We start from the raw sequence: 15,061 nt of genomic DNA on the forward strand, positions 1-15,061 counted from the left end.
GCCCGCCTCAATTAAAAAGCCCTGTGCAACCGCACAGGGCTTTTGAGTTCGCGCCCACCCGGAAATCGGTGTACGCGGGCCTGAACCGCATTTCCGCCTCATTTCTCGAAAACGGTGAGATCCACCGGGCCGTCCAGCACCGCTGTCTCCAAAAGGGTCTCCGAGACCTTTTGCCCCTTCTCGAATCCCAGGGTCTTCCAGGCCACCTGAATGCCATTCACCGGGCGATATTCCTCATAGCGCTCCTCCACCTCGGTCGGGCCCTGCTGGCTCAGCGTCGTATACTGGATGGCCAGCGGCAGGTGCGTCGCCGCATCGATGAAGAGATGATAACTGAGCTTGCCTTTGGCGACGATCACCTCCTGCGCCGGCTTGCCCAGATAGCCCGGCTCGCCCACCCACTGGACCTCGAGCGCGCCGAGCTGGCGGGCGAGCATGAAGGGGTCGCGGAAGAGGTTCTCGATCATGTTCTGTTTCACCGGTTCAGGAGCCGGCATGCTCCCCTGCGGCGCCACCAGCAACCCCTTCTCCCCGTTGAGGATCATCTTGATTTCCCCTTGCGGCAGCTTCATCACGCTGCAGCTTTTGTCCGGAAAGACCACCATGATTCTGGCGTTCATGGTCATTTCGCCCATCGGCGAAGACTGCACCAGTTTTGCGGTGTATTCGGCGCTTGTAACCGCGGCGAGCTTGTCAACGCCGCCCATGGCCTCCAGCATCGAGAGGACCGCCGTCTTGCCCCGCTCCCTGGTCTCGGCGGTGGCCTCGGGCATGGCGGCGCCTCCCGGCACCGGGATGGCGATGTCGATCTCGTTCACAGTTCCGAGCGAGTTCAGCGGCTCGCCGAATTCGGACGGATTGCCGACTACCAGAATCTGCACCTCCTCCGGATGGAGATATTTCTGCGCAACCTGCTGCACATCCGCCACCGTCACTTTTTCGATCTGCTGACGCAGCCGCTGCAGGTAATCCAGCGGCAAGCCGGTGAAGGCATATCCAGCCATGCGGCGGATAATCTCATCCTTGCTATCGAAATTGAAAACATAGGAGTTGAGCCAGCTCTCGCGGGCATAGCGCAGTTCCTCCTCGGTCACCGGCGTGGTAGCCATCAGCTTCATTTCGCGCAGCATGGAGTGGATCGCTTCGACCGTGCGGCTCGATTTGGTCTGCAGCAGCATGTAGAACATGCCGGGATAAAGTACATTAGTGCCATACGCTCCGGAGACATGGTAGGCCAGCCCTTCAGTGGCGCGCAGGCGGTTGAAGAGCCGGCTGGAAAAGCCGCCGCTGAGGATCTCATTCATCATCACCAGCGCCGCTTCGTCCGGGGTGTTCTTGAGCCCGCCGATATGTCCGAGCCAGATATTGCTCTGGTTGACATCGGTTTTTGCGACGAGATTGACCGTCTGTTTGAAGGCATACTCCACCTTGGGTGCCTTGGGCAAGGGCGAGGTGCCCGCAGGCCAGGCCTCGAAGGTGCGGCGCAGCTTGCTGAGCATCTCGGCGGTCTTGAAATCCCCCCAAACCGCCATCACCATGCCTTTGGGCTGGACGTAGCGCTGATGGAAGGCGATGAGGTCATCGCGGGTGATGGCGTCGATGGTGGCATACTCCTCATCGCGGGCGTAGGGCGAATCGGCTCCGTAGATGAGCTGGGTGTACTCGCGCCGGGCGATCTGGTTGACATCATCGTTGCGCCGGGAGATGCCGCTCTTGTACTCGATCCTGGCCAGTTCGATCTTTTCGGGTGGAAAGGCGGGATGGCGGAGGATATCGGCATAGATGGCCAGCACCTTGTCGAAATGCTCCTTAAGGGTGGAGAGGCCGGCGCTTCCTTCGAGGAGGCCGATGCCGGTTTCCACTGAAGCGGCGATCTTTTCCAACTGCTCATCCACCTGGTCGCCCGGCATGCTCTGGCTGCCGCCGGTGCGCATCACCATGCCGGTGATCCCGGCCAGTCCGGCTTTCTCCGCCGGCTCCCAAGCCGATCCGGCCACGAAGCGCGCTTCCATCTTGATGAAGGGCAGTTCGTGGTCTTCGAGCAGGAAGAGACGAAGGCCGTTATTAAGGGTCACCTCTTTGGGCTGCGGGATGGTGACATCATTGAGCTTGCCGTATTGCAGATTTTTGTAATAGGTCTGGCCGGAGGAGAGCGGGGCCAGGCTGAAGATCAGGGCGAAAAGGATCAGCCCCGGGACCATTCTGATCATGTTTTTCATTCCTGTGCCCTTTCTTTAATTGGCTTTAGCCGGGGGAACGATCTCCGCCGCGGTGCAATTGCGTTTGGTAAAGATGGCGGCGGCCACGCGCTGGATGTCGGCGGCCTGGATGGCTTCGATCTTGGCGACGCGCGTGAACATCTCATGATAGTCCTGGAAGCGGATCTCGGCTTCGGCCAGCTGCTGCGCCAGACCGCTGTTGGAATTGAGCCCCTCGAGGAAGCCCGCCTTGGCGCGGGTCTTGACTGCGGTCAGCTCTTCGGCTGTCAGCGGCTCCTTTTTTAGCTTTTCGATCTCCGCCAGGATGGCCGATTCGCACTCGGCGTTGGTGTGGCCCTGCGCCGGCACCGCCAGAAAGATATAGAGATTGGGATACTTGTCGGCGATCCCCGAGACGGCCAAAACCTGGACGGCGATTTTTTTCTCCTTTACGAGGCTCTTATAAAGGCGGCAGGTGCGGCCGCTGCCAAGGATGTCGCTGATCGCATCCAGCACTGCTGCATCTTTTGAATAGATACTGGGGCGGTGATAGCCGAGGATGATGATCGGCTGCATCGCATCCTCCACCTCGATGCGCTTCTGCCCGAGCTGTGCCGGCTCTTCGGTGAAGACCGGAGTCGGTGCGGCGCCCTTGGGCAGACGGCCCCAGTAGGTCTCGGCCATTTTGATCACCTCGGGGGCTCTGACATCGCCGACGATAGCCACTACCAGATTGGCCGGATTATAATGGGCCTTGAAATATTCGATCGCATCCTGACGGCTGAAGGTCCTGAGATCGGACATGTGACCCACCACCGGCCCGCCATAGGGATGCGCCTTGTAAGCTGCGGCGAAAAACTCCTCCAGCAGTTTGCCGATCGGCTGGCTTTCAACCCCGAGCCGCCGCTCCTCCTGGATCACCTGCTTCTCAGTGTAGAATTCGCGCAGGACCGGGTTGAGAAAACGGTCCGATTCGAGCGACATCCACAGTTCCACCTTGTTGGAAGGAAGGTTGTAAAAGTAGACGGTCTGGTCGTAGCTGGTAAAGGCATTCAGGCCGGTGCCGCCGGCCATCTCGACGGCCTGGCCCAGCTCGTTGGTGACGACGTATTTCTTGGCCTCTTCGATGGCCGCCTTGTGGTCTGCGGCGAGCTGCTGCAGCCTGGCGGAATCGGCGAGCGCCCCTTTGGCATACTCGTCACGCCAGGCGTAAAAGGTCTCATCCTCCCGGGCCATCGCTTTGAACTCAGCGTCGATATCCTTCGTGCCGATGGTGCGGGTGCCCTTGAAGGCCATGTGCTCGAAGACGTGGGAGATGCCGGTGATGCCGATCCGCTCATTGACCGCGCCGACATCGGCATAGGTGACAAACGAGACCACCGGAGCGTCGTGGCGTTCGAGGATCAGGATCCGCAGGCCGTTGTCGAGCGTGTGTTTGACCACCCGGTTCTGGAGGTCAAGATAGCCCTGGGCCTGCAAACCGGCGGCGGCGAAGAGCAGCAGCAGGATAGTTTTTCGCATGGTTCTCCTCCTTGGTTAATTCATATCCTGTCAGGCGATCTCCTCCGGCTCCGGAGGTCAGGCCGAAAAAAGCTTGTTCACCGCTTCGTAGGAGTCGAGATCGCCGATGTCATAACGCCGGCCGGGCAGCACCCAGGCGTGCATCGGGGTGCGGCGGCAGAGCCAGGCCGCGAGGTTGCCCGGGGCATCGGAGCCGCAACCCTCCGCGAGCGCGTTGCGGATGAGTCCGAGATCGCTCGCGCGGTAGAGATAGAAGGGCGGAACGGCCCAGTGCGAGGCCGGATGCTGCGGTTTCTCCTGGATCGCCTCGACGCGGAAATCCGCATCCGCGATCAGTACCCCGGTCTTTTGCAGTGCAGCCCGTGAGGGCTCGTGATGGCAGGTGATGCAGCTCGTTGCTTTAGTCTCGGCGTAGTCCACCAGACCGCGGAAGGAAAAATCGACGACGTTGTCTCCGGCGAGCACCAGCAGATCCTCATTCAATTGCAGGGTCTCGATAACATGGAGGAGGTCGCGGACCGCGCCGAAGCGGTTCTCGTTTGAGGTGGTGCCATCGTTGACCAGGACGAGCTCTTTCGCATAGCGGCTCCGCCTTTTCCACTGCTCAAAGTGGGGGAAGAAGGTGGCGTTGGTAACGACGATATGGCGGCGGACGGCCGGGATGGCCTCGAGGTCTTCCAGGAGGCGGTCGAGGATGGCGCGGCCGCCGACCGGCAGCAATGGTTTGGGGAAGTTTCGGGTCAGCGGGTAGAGGCGCGTCGCATAGCCCGCCGCGAGGATCAGGCCATTCATCGCACCTCCTCTCTTCTCCCAACCTTCTCGCGCCCACCCGGCGCCGTGCGCGCCGGCTGCCCGCTGCTGTGGCTCATGCCGGCGCCCCGACGTGGCCGGCCCCGTCGGCGGTCTTGCAGACATGGGCTGAGTACTCTCCCTCCAGCCGCGGGAACTTGTCCAGGTAGCGAGCGCCGACCGAGCGCATGATCTCTTCGCGCCGGGCCGGATCCGCGATCGCCACGCAGCACCCCTTGAAGCCGGCGCCGCTGAAGCGGCCGCCGTAGATGCCCGGCGTATCGCGCATGATCTCGTAGAGGGCGATCATCTCCGGGCAGCCCGATTCCCACTGCTGGATCGAACTCAGCCCCGAGGCGAACATCACCTGGCCGAAGTGGACGATATCGCCGGCCTGATAGGCCGCCACGGCCTCGTCGACGCGGGCGAACTCGGACATGTAATGCGAAGCGCGCCGGGCCAGCGGCGCCGGCAGCTTGTCCTTCCACTTCTCAAAGATGGCCTGATCGACATCCCGCAGGCGCGTTTCCGCAAGCAGGCCATAGGGCAGCCCCTCGTACGCGAGGAGATCAAAGGCCGCCACCTTGCACTCGTCCGTGCGGGTGTTGTAGCCGGTCTGCATGAGGGTTCTGGTTAAGCCACTGAAAAAAATAAGAATATCGAATGGCGGCATTTGCGGACCGGGCGGGATCAGACGGTAGGATTCATCCTTGGTGTCGAGGTAGAGCAGGTGATCCTTGCGGCAAAGCACCTCGCAGCTTTGATCGAGTTTGCCGAGGTTGAGGCCGATGTACTCGCGCTCCGCCTCGAAAGCCAGCTGGATGAGCTCGAGTTCACCGACATCGATTCCGTTGACGTCGGCGAGGGCCATGATATAGCAGAGCAGCACCGCGGCTGAGGAAGAGAGGCCGCCCACCGGCAGAGAACCTGAGATGAGCCCCTGAATGCCCACCTTCAACTTGTGCTGTTTGGAAAGGGCGTAGATGGCCGCCTGGACGTAGCGGCCCCAATGGCTGTATTTGTGGGGAACATTCTCGAGGGGAAAGAGCACCTGCTCCTCAAAATTGCGGCTGAAAAGGTTGATGACAGCCGTTTCGGTCGGCACATAGAGGAGATCGACGCCGTGGTCGAGCGCAAAACCGGTGACATGACCATGCTGATGGTCGATATGGGCCCCAACCGGGCAGACCCGATAGGGGCTGTAGACGTGCCGGATCTCCGATTTGCGTGTCCCCGGAAAGAGAGAGTGGAAGTGTTTGAGCATGATCCGTTCGCTTTGGCTATGAGAGTTGGACATAGGAATTTTGCCCCCTGGGCAGAGTCTGGCCTCTTACAGTTTAGGCAATATTCCGCTGCAATTCAAGGGAAAAAATCGCCACGGCGGAGCCGGGTGGGAACGAGGGGGGAGAAGCCGCGGGCGCGAGCGGGATCGGAGCTGAGAGCCGCGGTGGTTTTTGCTTGACATAATGACCGTGATCCAGTATATTGCAATCTTTAAAGCAAATCCTCATCCGGAACGGGGCTGTATGAAAATTCTGAAATTCGGCGGCAGCTCGCTGGCCGACGGTCCGCGCATCGCGGCGGCTACCGCCATTATCGCGGACGCCGCCGCGGCAGACTCCATCGCCGTCGTCTTCTCGGCCATGCAGGGGGTGACCGACCGGCTCATCGCCGCTGCGCGCCAGGCGGTCAAGGGCGCCGAAGGGGGGCGCAGCGCCCTCGAGGAGATCCGCGCCCGCCACCTCGCCGCCGTGCGCCACCTCTTCGCCGCCCCCGGCCAGTCGGCGGTGATCGCCCCCCTGAGCTTCCTGCTCAATGAACTCGAGGAGATACTCCACGGCATCGAGCTGATCCGCGAATGCTCGCCGCGCACCCTCGATCTGGTGATGAGCTTCGGCGAGCGCCTCTCCTGCACCCTCGCCGCAGCCCATCTGCGAAGCCGCGGGCTCGACCCCCTGCTCCTCGACGCCCGCGAGCTGATCCGCACCGATGCCGCTTTCGGCGCGGCGGGCGTCGATTTCCCGGAGACCTACACCCGCATCCGAAGCCGCCTGCAGGGCCTCCGGGGCGTCGCCGTCCTTCCCGGCTTTATCGCCGCCACCGCCGACGGTGTCACCACCACCCTCGGCCGCAACGGCTCGGACTATACCGCCTCGCTCGTCGCCGCCGGGGCCGGCGCGGCGGTGATCGAGATCTGGACCGACGTCGACGGCGTCCTCTCCGCCGATCCGCGTCTTGTCCCCGACGCCTACGTCATCCCCGAAATCAGCTACGAGGAGGCGATGGAACTCTCCTATTTCGGCGCCAGAGTGCTGCATCCCTACACCATGCTGCCGGCCGTGGAGAAGGGCATTCCCATCCGCATCCGGAACAGCCTCAATCCGGCGGCGCCGGGCACCTTGATCGGAGCGCCGCACCACCTCGAGGGCCGCAGCAACGGCCGGGATGGGGAGAACGGCCACCCCATCACCGGCATCGCCTCCATCGAGGACATCTCGCTGGTCAACATCGAGGGCGGCGGCATGATCGGCATCCCCGGCATCGCTGCCCGGGTCTTTTCGGCTCTCGCCCGCGAGCGCATCAACATCATCATGATCTCCCAGGCCTCCTCCGAGCATACCATCACGCTGGTACTGCGCAGCGGTGAGGCCGCCCGCGCCCTCGCCGCCCTCGAGACCGAACTGGCGATGGAACTCTCCAGCCGCCGCATCCAGGCCCTCGAGCGCATCGACGAACTCCTCATCATCTCGGTGATCGGCGAAAAGATGCGCGGCAAGCCCGGGCTTGCCGGCCGTCTCTTCACCGCACTCGGCGAAGCGGGCGTCAACATCCTCGCTATCGCCCAGGGCTCGGCCGAGCGCAACATCTCCATCGTCATCGAGGAAAAGAACCACGCCCTGGCCCTGCGCGCCATCCATGCCGCTTTCCTCGCCGCGCCGGTAACAGCGGCCGGCCGCCCGGCGGCGGAGCCACCCGCCGGCAGGAGAGAGGCCTGATGGAACAGATCCGCGTCTTCGCGCCGGCCACCGTGGCCAACGTCGCCTCCGGATTTGACGTCCTTGGTTTCGCCCTCGAACAGCCCGGCGACGTGGTCACCTTGACCCGCACACGCCTGCCCGGCGTGCGCGTCACCGCCATTCACGGCGACCAGGGACGTCTCCCCTTCGATTCCGGCAAGAACACGGCGGCGGTCGCGGCCGGAGCCCTGCTCGCGGCGATCGGCGATCCCTTCGGCCTCGAACTGGTTGTGGAGAAGCGCATGCCGCTGGCCTCGGGACTCGGCAGCTCGGCCGCCAGCGCCGTCGCCGCGGTGACCGGCGCCAACCTCCTCGCCGGCAGCCCCCTCGGCAAAGAGCAGCTGTTACCCTTCACCCTGCTCTCCGAAAAGGCCGCCTGCGGATCGGCCCATGCCGACAATGTCGCGCCGGCGCTGCTGGGCGGATTCGTCCTAGTGCGCAGCACCGAACCCCTTGATATCATCCAGCTGCCGGTGCCGCCGGGGCTGGCCTGCGCCGTCGTCCATCCCCACACCGAGGTGCGCACCGAGGATGCCCGCCGCATCCTGCGCAAGGAGATCCAGCTCGCTGTGGCCATCCGCCAGTGGGGCAATCTCGCCGCCCTGGTTGCCGCGCTCTACCGCGGCGATCTCGAACTGCTCGGCCGTTCCCTTCAGGATGTAGTCGCCGAGCCGGTGCGCTCGGTGCTCATCCCCGGCTTCGACGCGGTCAAGGCGGCCGCGCTCGCCGCCGGCGCCCTGGGCTGTTCGATCTCGGGGTCGGGCCCCTCGGTCTTTGCGCTCTGCGCCGATCTGGCGGCTTGTGCTTCGGCCGGCGCCGCCATGACCGCCGCTTTCCGGCAGGCCGGCCTGGCCTCCGATCTCTATATCTCGAAGGTTAACACCGCGGGGCCGAAGCTCCTGGAGATCCCGGGAAACGGGGGCGCGGCATGAAATTCGCCAGCCGCCTGCATCCGCACGATCCGGTCAGCTTCCGGGAGGCCCTTTTTTCAGGTCTCGCCCCCGACGGCGGACTTTACCTTCCCGTCGATCATCCCGATCTCTCCACCCTCATCGCCGGATTGGACGAGAGTGTCACTTTTGGCGATCTGGCCGCCGCGGTCAGCGCGGCCCTGTTCGCCCCGGAGATCGATGCGGCGGCGGCGCAGCGTATCGCGCGCCGCGCCTTTTTCTTCGCCCCGCGCCTGGTGCGCCTTGACGGCCGTATGCTCCTCCTCGAACTCTTTCACGGCCCCACCTGCGCCTTCAAGGATTTCGGCGCCAATTTCCTCGCCGCCTGCATCGAGGAACTGCTCGCGGGGGAGCGCTGTCAGATCCTGGTCGCCACCTCGGGCGACACCGGCAGCGCTGTGGCCCACGCCTTTTACAACCGCGCCAACATCGACGTCATCCTCCTCTATCCCTCGGGACGCGTCAGCGCCTTGCAGGAGCAGCAGCTCACCACCCTCGGCGGCAACGTTCACGCCCTCGAGGTCCGAGGCAGCTTCGACGACTGCCAGCGCCTGGTAAAGGCGGCCTTCCGCGACCGCCGCCTGCGTGCCACGCTGCGCCTGACCTCGGCCAATTCGATCAACATCGGCCGCCTCCTGCCGCAAAGTTTCTATTATCTGCATGCGGTGTCGCAGCACTCCACCCTCCGTCAAAAGAGACCCTGGTTTTGCGTACCCAGCGGCAATTTCGGCAATCTCACCGCCGGACTCTACGCCTGGCACTGGGGGATGCCTGTGGCCGGCTTTCTCGCCGCCACCAACATCAATGATGTCGTTCCCGATTATCTCAAGTGCGGAGTCTTTTCGCCGCGCCCCTCGCGGCACACCCTGTCGAACGCCATGGACGTCGGCCATCCCGGCAACTTCGAGCGCATGGAGCAGCTGTTCGCGGGGGACTGGCGGGCGATGAAAACGGTGGTGAAAAGCGGAGTGGTGAACGATGAGCGGACCCTCTGGAGCATGAATCAGATGCACCGCCGCTTCGGCGTGCTCGTTGATCCCCACACCGCGGTGGGATGCGCGGTCGCAGAGGATTTTATCGAGGAGAAGCCGCGGCGGGACGCGCAGGTGGTGATCCTCGCCACAGCGCACCCGGGCAAATTCGCTGAAACAGTGAAGCGGGCGACAGGAGAGGAGCCCGAACTGCCCGAGCGGCTGGTGCGCTGCCTCGCCCTGCCCAAACAGTCGGTATCGATGGCGCCGGAGTTGGCAGCGCTCTCGAACTATTTGCTTGAAACGTTCGCTTGACCTATTCCACCAGGTATCCCCTCGCAAGGGCTGAATAGGCCTCGACCTGCCCGCGAGTCCAGGCAGCATCCCTCCCCAACTCCCGCGCCATGATCTCCGCGACCGCCGGGGCCGCCTCGATGCTGCTGCGCGCGTCGAGAAAGAGGGCTCGCACCCGGCGCGCAAGAAAATCCTCCACCGTCCGCGCCATTTCGTGCCTCACCGCCCAGGTCACCTCCCCCTTCAGATAGGGAAAAGCCGGATGGAGCCGCTCACGACCGGCCGGCTCCTCCGCCAGCACCGTCTCCTCCAGCACCCCCCGGTCCGATCCGTAATAGCTCAGCGGAGCGTCGAACTCCATATTGCGCAGATAGCCGTGCACCGGCAGGGTTTTGGTGATGCACGCCTTTTCGGGGAGACCGCCGACCTGCACCGCCTTGTCGATGGCATCTTCGGCCATCTTGCGGTAGATGGTCCACTTGCCGCCGGTCACGGTGATCAGGCCGGAGGGGGAGATGAGGATCTGGTGCTTGCGGGTGACATCCTTGGTGGGGCCGCTCTTCTCCTCGGGGACGGCCAGGGGGCGCAGTCCGGCGAAGACGCTGAGGATGTCCGAAGGGCGCGGATCCTTGCTGAGATAGGCCTCGCAGGTTTTGAGGATGAACTCGATCTCCTCGGCCGAGGCCCGCGGCTCCAGCAGCGGCTCCTCGACCTCGGTGTCGGTGGTGCCGACGATCACCTTGTCGTGCCAGGGGACGGCGAAGAGCACGCGGCCGTCCGAGGTGTGGGGGATCATGATCGCCGCCTCACCCTGGAGAAAAGAGTGGTCCAGGACGATATGGACGCCGCGGCTGAGCAGGACGGCGCGGTGAGCCTCCTTTTCAGCCATGGCCTGGATCTCGCCGACGAAGATCCCCGCCGCATTGATGATCGCCCGGCCCGAGGCGTGAAAGGATTTCCCGCTCTCCACGTCGAGCAGGTTGACCCCGTCCAGCAGCCCGTCCGGATCCCGGGTCAGCCCGGTGGCCCGGAGGTAGTTGAGGCAGGTCGCGCCGTTGTCAACGGCGGTCTGGGCGAGATTGACCGCCAGACGGGCATCGTCGAACTGGCCGTCGTAATAGATCACGCCGCCGAGCAGCCCCTTTTGGTCGAGATTGGGGATGGCGGCCAGGGTCTCCTCCCGGGAGATCTTTTGCGAGGGGCCAAGCCCCATCTTGCCGGCCATGATGTCGTAGAATTTCATGCCGACATTGTAAAAGGGGCCTTCCCACCACTCATAGAGCGGGATGATGAACGGCTGGTTGCGGACCAGGTGGGGGGCGTTCTGCATCATCAGTCCGCGCTCGTGCAAGGCCTCGAAGACCAGCGAGAGGTCGCCCTGGGCGAGGTAGCGCACCCCCCCGTGGACGAGCTTGGTGCTGCGGCTGGTGGTGCCCTTGGCGAAATCGGCCTGCTCGACCAGCAAGGTCGTGAAGCCGCGGCTGGCGGCATCGACCGCGCAGCCGAGACCGGTCGCCCCGCCGCCGATGATGATCACATCCCAGATTTTACCGGGCTCGGATGTCAGATTCTGCAGAAATCGGTCTCTGTTCATGCACTTTTCCTGACTTTGGACGCCTTCTCGTTCTCTCCGTCTGGCCGCCGCCTCATAGCCGACCGGTCATTCGGGCGGGAACCAGAGCGGGCCGTAAACACCAGGGGCCTGGCATGTCGACCACGCCAGGCCCCTGGGTAGATACAATCAGCAGAAAGCTGCAGGCCGGCCGCTCACACCGAATGCTCCGGGGCCTTCGGAACGCCCTCGCGCGGCGTCCAGTTCTCCACCGGCGGCGCCACCGCGGTGCCATGCTGCTCCTTGCATGCGCCGAGCTTTTGCCGGAACATGTACTGCTTCATCAGCTGGATGGCAAAAGCCGGATCGACTCCCTTGGGGCAAACTTGCGAGCAGGCACCGGCGAAATGGCAGCGGAAGGCGCCATGGCCGGAAAAGACCTCCTGCGAGCGTGCGGCCGCCCCCTCGTCGCGGCTGTCGGCGATATAGCGCCAAGCCTGCGCCAGCGCCTGCGGGCCGAGATAGGACTCGTCGGTCGCCACGGTCGGACAGGCGGCCAGGCAGGCGCCGCACTTGATGCAATAGGCGAACTGGATATAATTGATCAATTCCTCCTGGCTCTGGAAATACTCGCCGGTCGGATGTTCGAGTTCCTCGACCTGCTTGCGGATCAGGTAGGGCTTGATCGCCGCGTGTTTGGCGAAGAAGGGCTCGAGATCCGGCACGAGATCGCGGATGATCGCATAGTTGGGCAGCGGCTTGACCACGACCTTGGCGCCGCCGAGGTGGGCGACCTGATTGGCGCAGGCCAACCGCGGCAGGCCGTTGATGAACATCGCACACGAGCCGCACACCCCCATGCGGCAGGACGAACGCCAGCTCAGAGTCGGGTCGAGATTCTCCTTGATCCAGAGCAGACCGTCGAGGACGGTCAGTCCCTTGGGCGCCGGCACTTCGTAGCTCTGCATCCGCGGCTTGGCGTCCGCGCCGGGGGTGTAACGCAGCACTTCAAAGGTCACTTTGCTGGGGGCTTCGCTCATGACGCCACCTCCTTCATTTGATAGACCGCGATGGCGACATAGGTGCCATAGACGAAGAGAAAGAGCCCGCCGATGAGAAAAAGCCAGGTGATCAGCTTCTGCGTCCCCTTGCGCAGGTTGAGCTCGAACAGAATGGTGCGGAAGCCGTAGAGGCCGTGATAAAGCGCCGCGCCGAGCAGCAGAATATAGGTCACCATGAAGAAGCCCTGCTGACTGCGGGCGATGACCGACTCCCAGCCGGTGGGATCCATATACAAGCCGAGGATTTCATCGAGGTGCATGATCGCCATGTGCAGGCCGAGCAGCACCAGGATCACCGCGCCGGCGATGATGTGCCAGAACCATAATGTGGATTCACGCATTCGCAATTCTCCTTATCCGGAAACACTGCTAACGGGGGAGAGCTTCCCGCCGCCACGATTCCGCGCTTACTCGAACAGATCCACGCCGCCGGCGATGATCAGCACCGCCGCCAGCACCATGACCACGATCAGCACCGGGCGCTGCCTCATCACGGCGCTGCGGTAGGGATAGAGCGGCCGCGTCGGCTTGCCCATGAGGAAACCCAGCTCGGTCAGACCGAGACGAATGCCGTTGAGGGCGTGATAGGCGAAAGCCGCATAGACGAGGTACTCGCCGAATTTAAAGAGGTTGTTTTCGAAAAAGCCCATCTCGGCAGCCCACTTTTGGGCGCCGCCGAGGCGCGAGCCGGTGACGAAAATATGGAGGACAAAATAGAATAGTATTCCCATGCCGGTGAGGCGGTGCAGGGCATAGGCGTAGCGCTCCAAGCCATAGCGCCCGCCGCCGAGCCAGCCCCAGAGGCCGAGTTTGTTGGGGTAGTGATTTGCGCGTTCTGCCATAGGTCAATCCTCATCAAGATCGGGTTAGTACTTGCGCTCCACCGGTTTCCACTTGGTGATGGTCACGGATTTGTAGTCGAGTCTGGGGCCGGAGGGGGTATGGAAGGCCAGGGTGTGCTTGAGCCAATTCTCGTCGTCGCGCACCGGAAAATCGCGCCGGGCGTGGCCGCCGCGGGACTCGGTGCGGGTCAGGGCGCCGGTCACCATCACCTCCGCCAGATCGATGAGGTTCTGCAGCTCGAGGGCGTGGGCGAGGTTGGTGTTGTAGGCCTTACTCTTGTCGGGGATGGCGATGTCGGCAAAACGTTTTTTCAGCGACTGGATGATTTCGAGGGCTTTGCCCAGTTCCTCGCCGGTGCGGTAGACGCCGACGTACTTGTCCATGGTGGCGCGCAGTTCCTTACGCAGATCGTAAAGATTCTCCTTGCCGTTCTTGCCGAGGAGCGAGCCGAAGATCCGCTTCTCCTCCTCCTCGAAGAGATCCTTTGCCAGATCCGGCGGAGCGCTCTGGGAGGCGCAATATTTGGCGGCCTCGGCCCCGGTGATCTTGCCCCAGACCAGGCATTCGCCGGTGGAGTTGGAGCCGAGGCGGTTGGCGCCGTGGAGGCTGACGCAGGCGGCCTCGCCGGCCGCCCAGATGCCGCGCACGCGGGTGGCGCCGTTGATGTCGGTCTCGACGCCGCCCATCGAGTAGTGGGCGACCGGCCGGCAGGGGATAGGTTCATCGATCGGTTCGAGGTCATTGAACTCCATGCAAACCTCGCGGATCAGCGGCAGCCGCTCGTTGATCTTGTCGGCCCCGAGATGGGTGAGGTCGAGATAGATATAGTCGAGCCCGCCGGGTCCCTTGACGCCGCGCCCCTCCTCGATTTCGGTCATCTCCGAGCGCGAGATCAGGTCGCGCGGGGCCAGCTCCATTTTCTGCGGGGCGTATTTCTCCATAAAGCGCTCACCCTTGGCGTTGATCAGAGTGCCGCCCTCGCCGCGACAGGCCTCGGTGATGAGGATGCCGGAGGGGACCAGCCCGGTCGGATGGAACTGGAGGAACTCCATATCCTCGAGGGGCAGGCCGGCGCGGTAGGCCAGCGCCAGTCCGTCGCCGGTGACCGTCTGCGAGTAGGTGGTGAAGCCGAAGAGGGTGCCGGCGCCGCCGGTGCAGATGATCAGGGCCTTGCCGCGGATCAGGGTGAACTCGCCGGTGGTCATGTTCATCGCCGCCAGGCCGCGGAACTGCCCGCCCTCGACGAGGATGGCGGTGACGAAGAACTCGTTGTAGTGGGTGGTGTTGTTATACTTGAGCAGGGTGTCGTAGAGGGTTTGCAGCTCGAAAAAGCCGGTCTTGTCGGCGGCGAGCACGGCGCGGGGGTAGCTGTGGCCGCCGAAGGGACGCTGGGCGATTCGGCCGTCGTCGCGGCGGGTCCAGGGAATGCCCCAATGGTCGAGCTGGAGGATCTCGCCGGGCATGGTGTTGACGAAGAGGTCCACCACATCCTGGTCGGCGAGGAAATCGCTGCCCTTGACGGTGTCCCAGGCGTGCAGCTCAAGGCTGTCACCGTCCTCGGTACGCATGACCGCGGCGGTGCCGCCTTCGGCCGCGACCGAGTGGGCGCGCATCATTTGGTTCTTGGTGACCACCGCAATATCGATCTTGCCTTGGGCCTGGCGTGAGGCCTCGATGGCGGCGCGCAGGCCGGCCAGTCCGGCTCCGAATATGACGAGATCATGGGTCAAAACTTTTGACATGCATCTCCTCCTCTGTTAAGGCGGTGTGATACAACGGCAGGTATGGTATAGGGATGATGATCTTGGGGGGTGCAGCGATGTGGCGACGCCTGCTTCATGCGGGATGGGCCTCAAGTTCATGAT

General features: G+C 63.4%; 12 protein-coding genes. 3 read left to right on the forward strand and 9 right to left on the reverse strand.

From position 1 onward, the window contains the following. Window positions 1–98 precede the first annotated feature (98 nt). The 4 genes from PLH32_07335 to PLH32_07350 all read right to left on the reverse strand — a co-directional run bounded on the left by PLH32_07335 (window position 99) and on the right by PLH32_07350 (window position 5,805). Window positions 99–2,210: a pitrilysin family protein gene (locus PLH32_07335; GenBank protein ID HQJ64410.1), complete on the reverse strand. Its 2,112-nt coding sequence runs from the start codon at window positions 2,208–2,210 to the stop codon at window positions 99–101. Window positions 2,211–2,234: 24 nt separating this feature from the next. Beyond that, window positions 2,235–3,719, reverse strand: a complete 1,485-nt coding sequence (locus tag PLH32_07340) for a pitrilysin family protein (GenBank protein ID HQJ64411.1) — start codon at window positions 3,717–3,719, stop codon at window positions 2,235–2,237. A 57-nt stretch (window positions 3,720–3,776) separates the two neighbouring features. Further along, the gene (locus tag PLH32_07345; GenBank protein HQJ64412.1) at window positions 3,777–4,511 is read right to left on the reverse strand and encodes a nucleotidyltransferase family protein; all 735 of its coding nucleotides are present in this window, start codon (window positions 4,509–4,511) and stop codon (window positions 3,777–3,779) included. Between the two features lie 73 nt (window positions 4,512–4,584). Beyond that, window positions 4,585–5,805: a galactokinase family protein gene (locus tag PLH32_07350; GenBank protein ID HQJ64413.1), complete on the reverse strand. Its 1,221-nt coding sequence runs from the start codon at window positions 5,803–5,805 to the stop codon at window positions 4,585–4,587. A gap of 229 nt (window positions 5,806–6,034) precedes the next feature. Between PLH32_07350 and PLH32_07355 the strand changes: the two genes are divergently transcribed. The 3 genes from PLH32_07355 to thrC are packed head-to-tail and all read left to right on the forward strand — an operon-like array spanning window position 6,035 to window position 9,761. Further along, window positions 6,035–7,504 carry an aspartate kinase gene (locus PLH32_07355; GenBank protein HQJ64414.1) on the forward strand — a complete coding sequence of 490 codons (1,470 nt, stop codon included), beginning with the start codon at window positions 6,035–6,037 and terminating at the stop codon, window positions 7,502–7,504. Beyond that, on the forward strand, window positions 7,504–8,457 hold the full coding sequence (locus PLH32_07360; GenBank protein HQJ64415.1) for a homoserine kinase: 954 nt from the start codon (window positions 7,504–7,506) through the stop codon (window positions 8,455–8,457). Before PLH32_07355 ends, PLH32_07360 begins: the two co-directional genes overlap by 1 nt. Continuing rightward, a complete protein-coding gene (thrC, locus tag PLH32_07365) occupies window positions 8,454–9,761 on the forward strand; it encodes a threonine synthase (protein HQJ64416.1) in 1,308 nt (435 codons plus the stop codon). Before PLH32_07360 ends, thrC begins: the two co-directional genes overlap by 4 nt. A 1-nt stretch (window position 9,762) precedes the next feature. Here thrC and PLH32_07370 read toward each other — a convergent pair whose 3' ends face one another. From PLH32_07370 to PLH32_07390, 5 genes are all read right to left on the reverse strand, one after another. Beyond that, window positions 9,763–11,334 (reverse strand): glycerol-3-phosphate dehydrogenase/oxidase, encoded by a 1,572-nt coding sequence (locus PLH32_07370; protein HQJ64417.1) that lies wholly within the window; start codon window positions 11,332–11,334, stop codon window positions 9,763–9,765. Window positions 11,335–11,507: 173 nt separating this feature from the next. Beyond that, window positions 11,508–12,332: a succinate dehydrogenase iron-sulfur subunit gene (locus PLH32_07375; GenBank protein ID HQJ64418.1), complete on the reverse strand. Its 825-nt coding sequence runs from the start codon at window positions 12,330–12,332 to the stop codon at window positions 11,508–11,510. Beyond that, window positions 12,329–12,694, reverse strand: coding sequence for a hypothetical protein (locus tag PLH32_07380; protein ID HQJ64419.1), 366 nt, complete (start codon window positions 12,692–12,694; stop codon window positions 12,329–12,331). The genes PLH32_07375 and PLH32_07380 overlap by 4 nt, the downstream gene beginning before the upstream one ends. 66 nt (window positions 12,695–12,760) lie before the next feature. Beyond that, entirely contained in the window at window positions 12,761–13,195 is a 435-nt protein-coding gene (locus PLH32_07385) for a succinate dehydrogenase, cytochrome b556 subunit (protein HQJ64420.1), read from the reverse strand. A 24-nt stretch (window positions 13,196–13,219) separates the two neighbouring features. Further along, the gene (locus PLH32_07390) at window positions 13,220–14,938 is read right to left on the reverse strand and encodes a succinate dehydrogenase/fumarate reductase flavoprotein subunit (GenBank protein HQJ64421.1); all 1,719 of its coding nucleotides are present in this window, start codon (window positions 14,936–14,938) and stop codon (window positions 13,220–13,222) included. Between the last annotated feature and the right edge of the window lie 123 nt (window positions 14,939–15,061).

It is taken from the genome of bacterium (assembly GCA_035419245.1).
Lineage (GTDB): Bacteria > Zhuqueibacterota > Zhuqueibacteria > Residuimicrobiales > Residuimicrobiaceae > JAKPUX01.

Coding starts and splice junctions, on each gene's coding strand:
- PLH32_07360 (HQJ64415.1), top strand. CDS start 7,504: ATGGAACAGATCCGCGTCTTCGCGCCGGCCACCGTGGCCAACGTCGCC.
- PLH32_07335 (HQJ64410.1), bottom strand. CDS start 2,210: ATGATCAGAATGGTCCCGGGGCTGATCCTTTTCGCCCTGATCTTCAGC.
- PLH32_07355 (HQJ64414.1), top strand. CDS start 6,035: ATGAAAATTCTGAAATTCGGCGGCAGCTCGCTGGCCGACGGTCCGCGC.
- PLH32_07390 (HQJ64421.1), bottom strand. CDS start 14,938: ATGTCAAAAGTTTTGACCCATGATCTCGTCATATTCGGAGCCGGACTG.
- PLH32_07340 (HQJ64411.1), bottom strand. CDS start 3,719: ATGCGAAAAACTATCCTGCTGCTGCTCTTCGCCGCCGCCGGTTTGCAG.
- PLH32_07375 (HQJ64418.1), bottom strand. CDS start 12,332: ATGAGCGAAGCCCCCAGCAAAGTGACCTTTGAAGTGCTGCGTTACACC.
- thrC (HQJ64416.1), top strand. CDS start 8,454: ATGAAATTCGCCAGCCGCCTGCATCCGCACGATCCGGTCAGCTTCCGG.
- PLH32_07370 (HQJ64417.1), bottom strand. CDS start 11,334: ATGAACAGAGACCGATTTCTGCAGAATCTGACATCCGAGCCCGGTAAA.
- PLH32_07380 (HQJ64419.1), bottom strand. CDS start 12,694: ATGCGTGAATCCACATTATGGTTCTGGCACATCATCGCCGGCGCGGTG.
- PLH32_07385 (HQJ64420.1), bottom strand. CDS start 13,195: ATGGCAGAACGCGCAAATCACTACCCCAACAAACTCGGCCTCTGGGGC.
- PLH32_07350 (HQJ64413.1), bottom strand. CDS start 5,805: ATGTCCAACTCTCATAGCCAAAGCGAACGGATCATGCTCAAACACTTC.
- PLH32_07345 (HQJ64412.1), bottom strand. CDS start 4,511: ATGAATGGCCTGATCCTCGCGGCGGGCTATGCGACGCGCCTCTACCCG.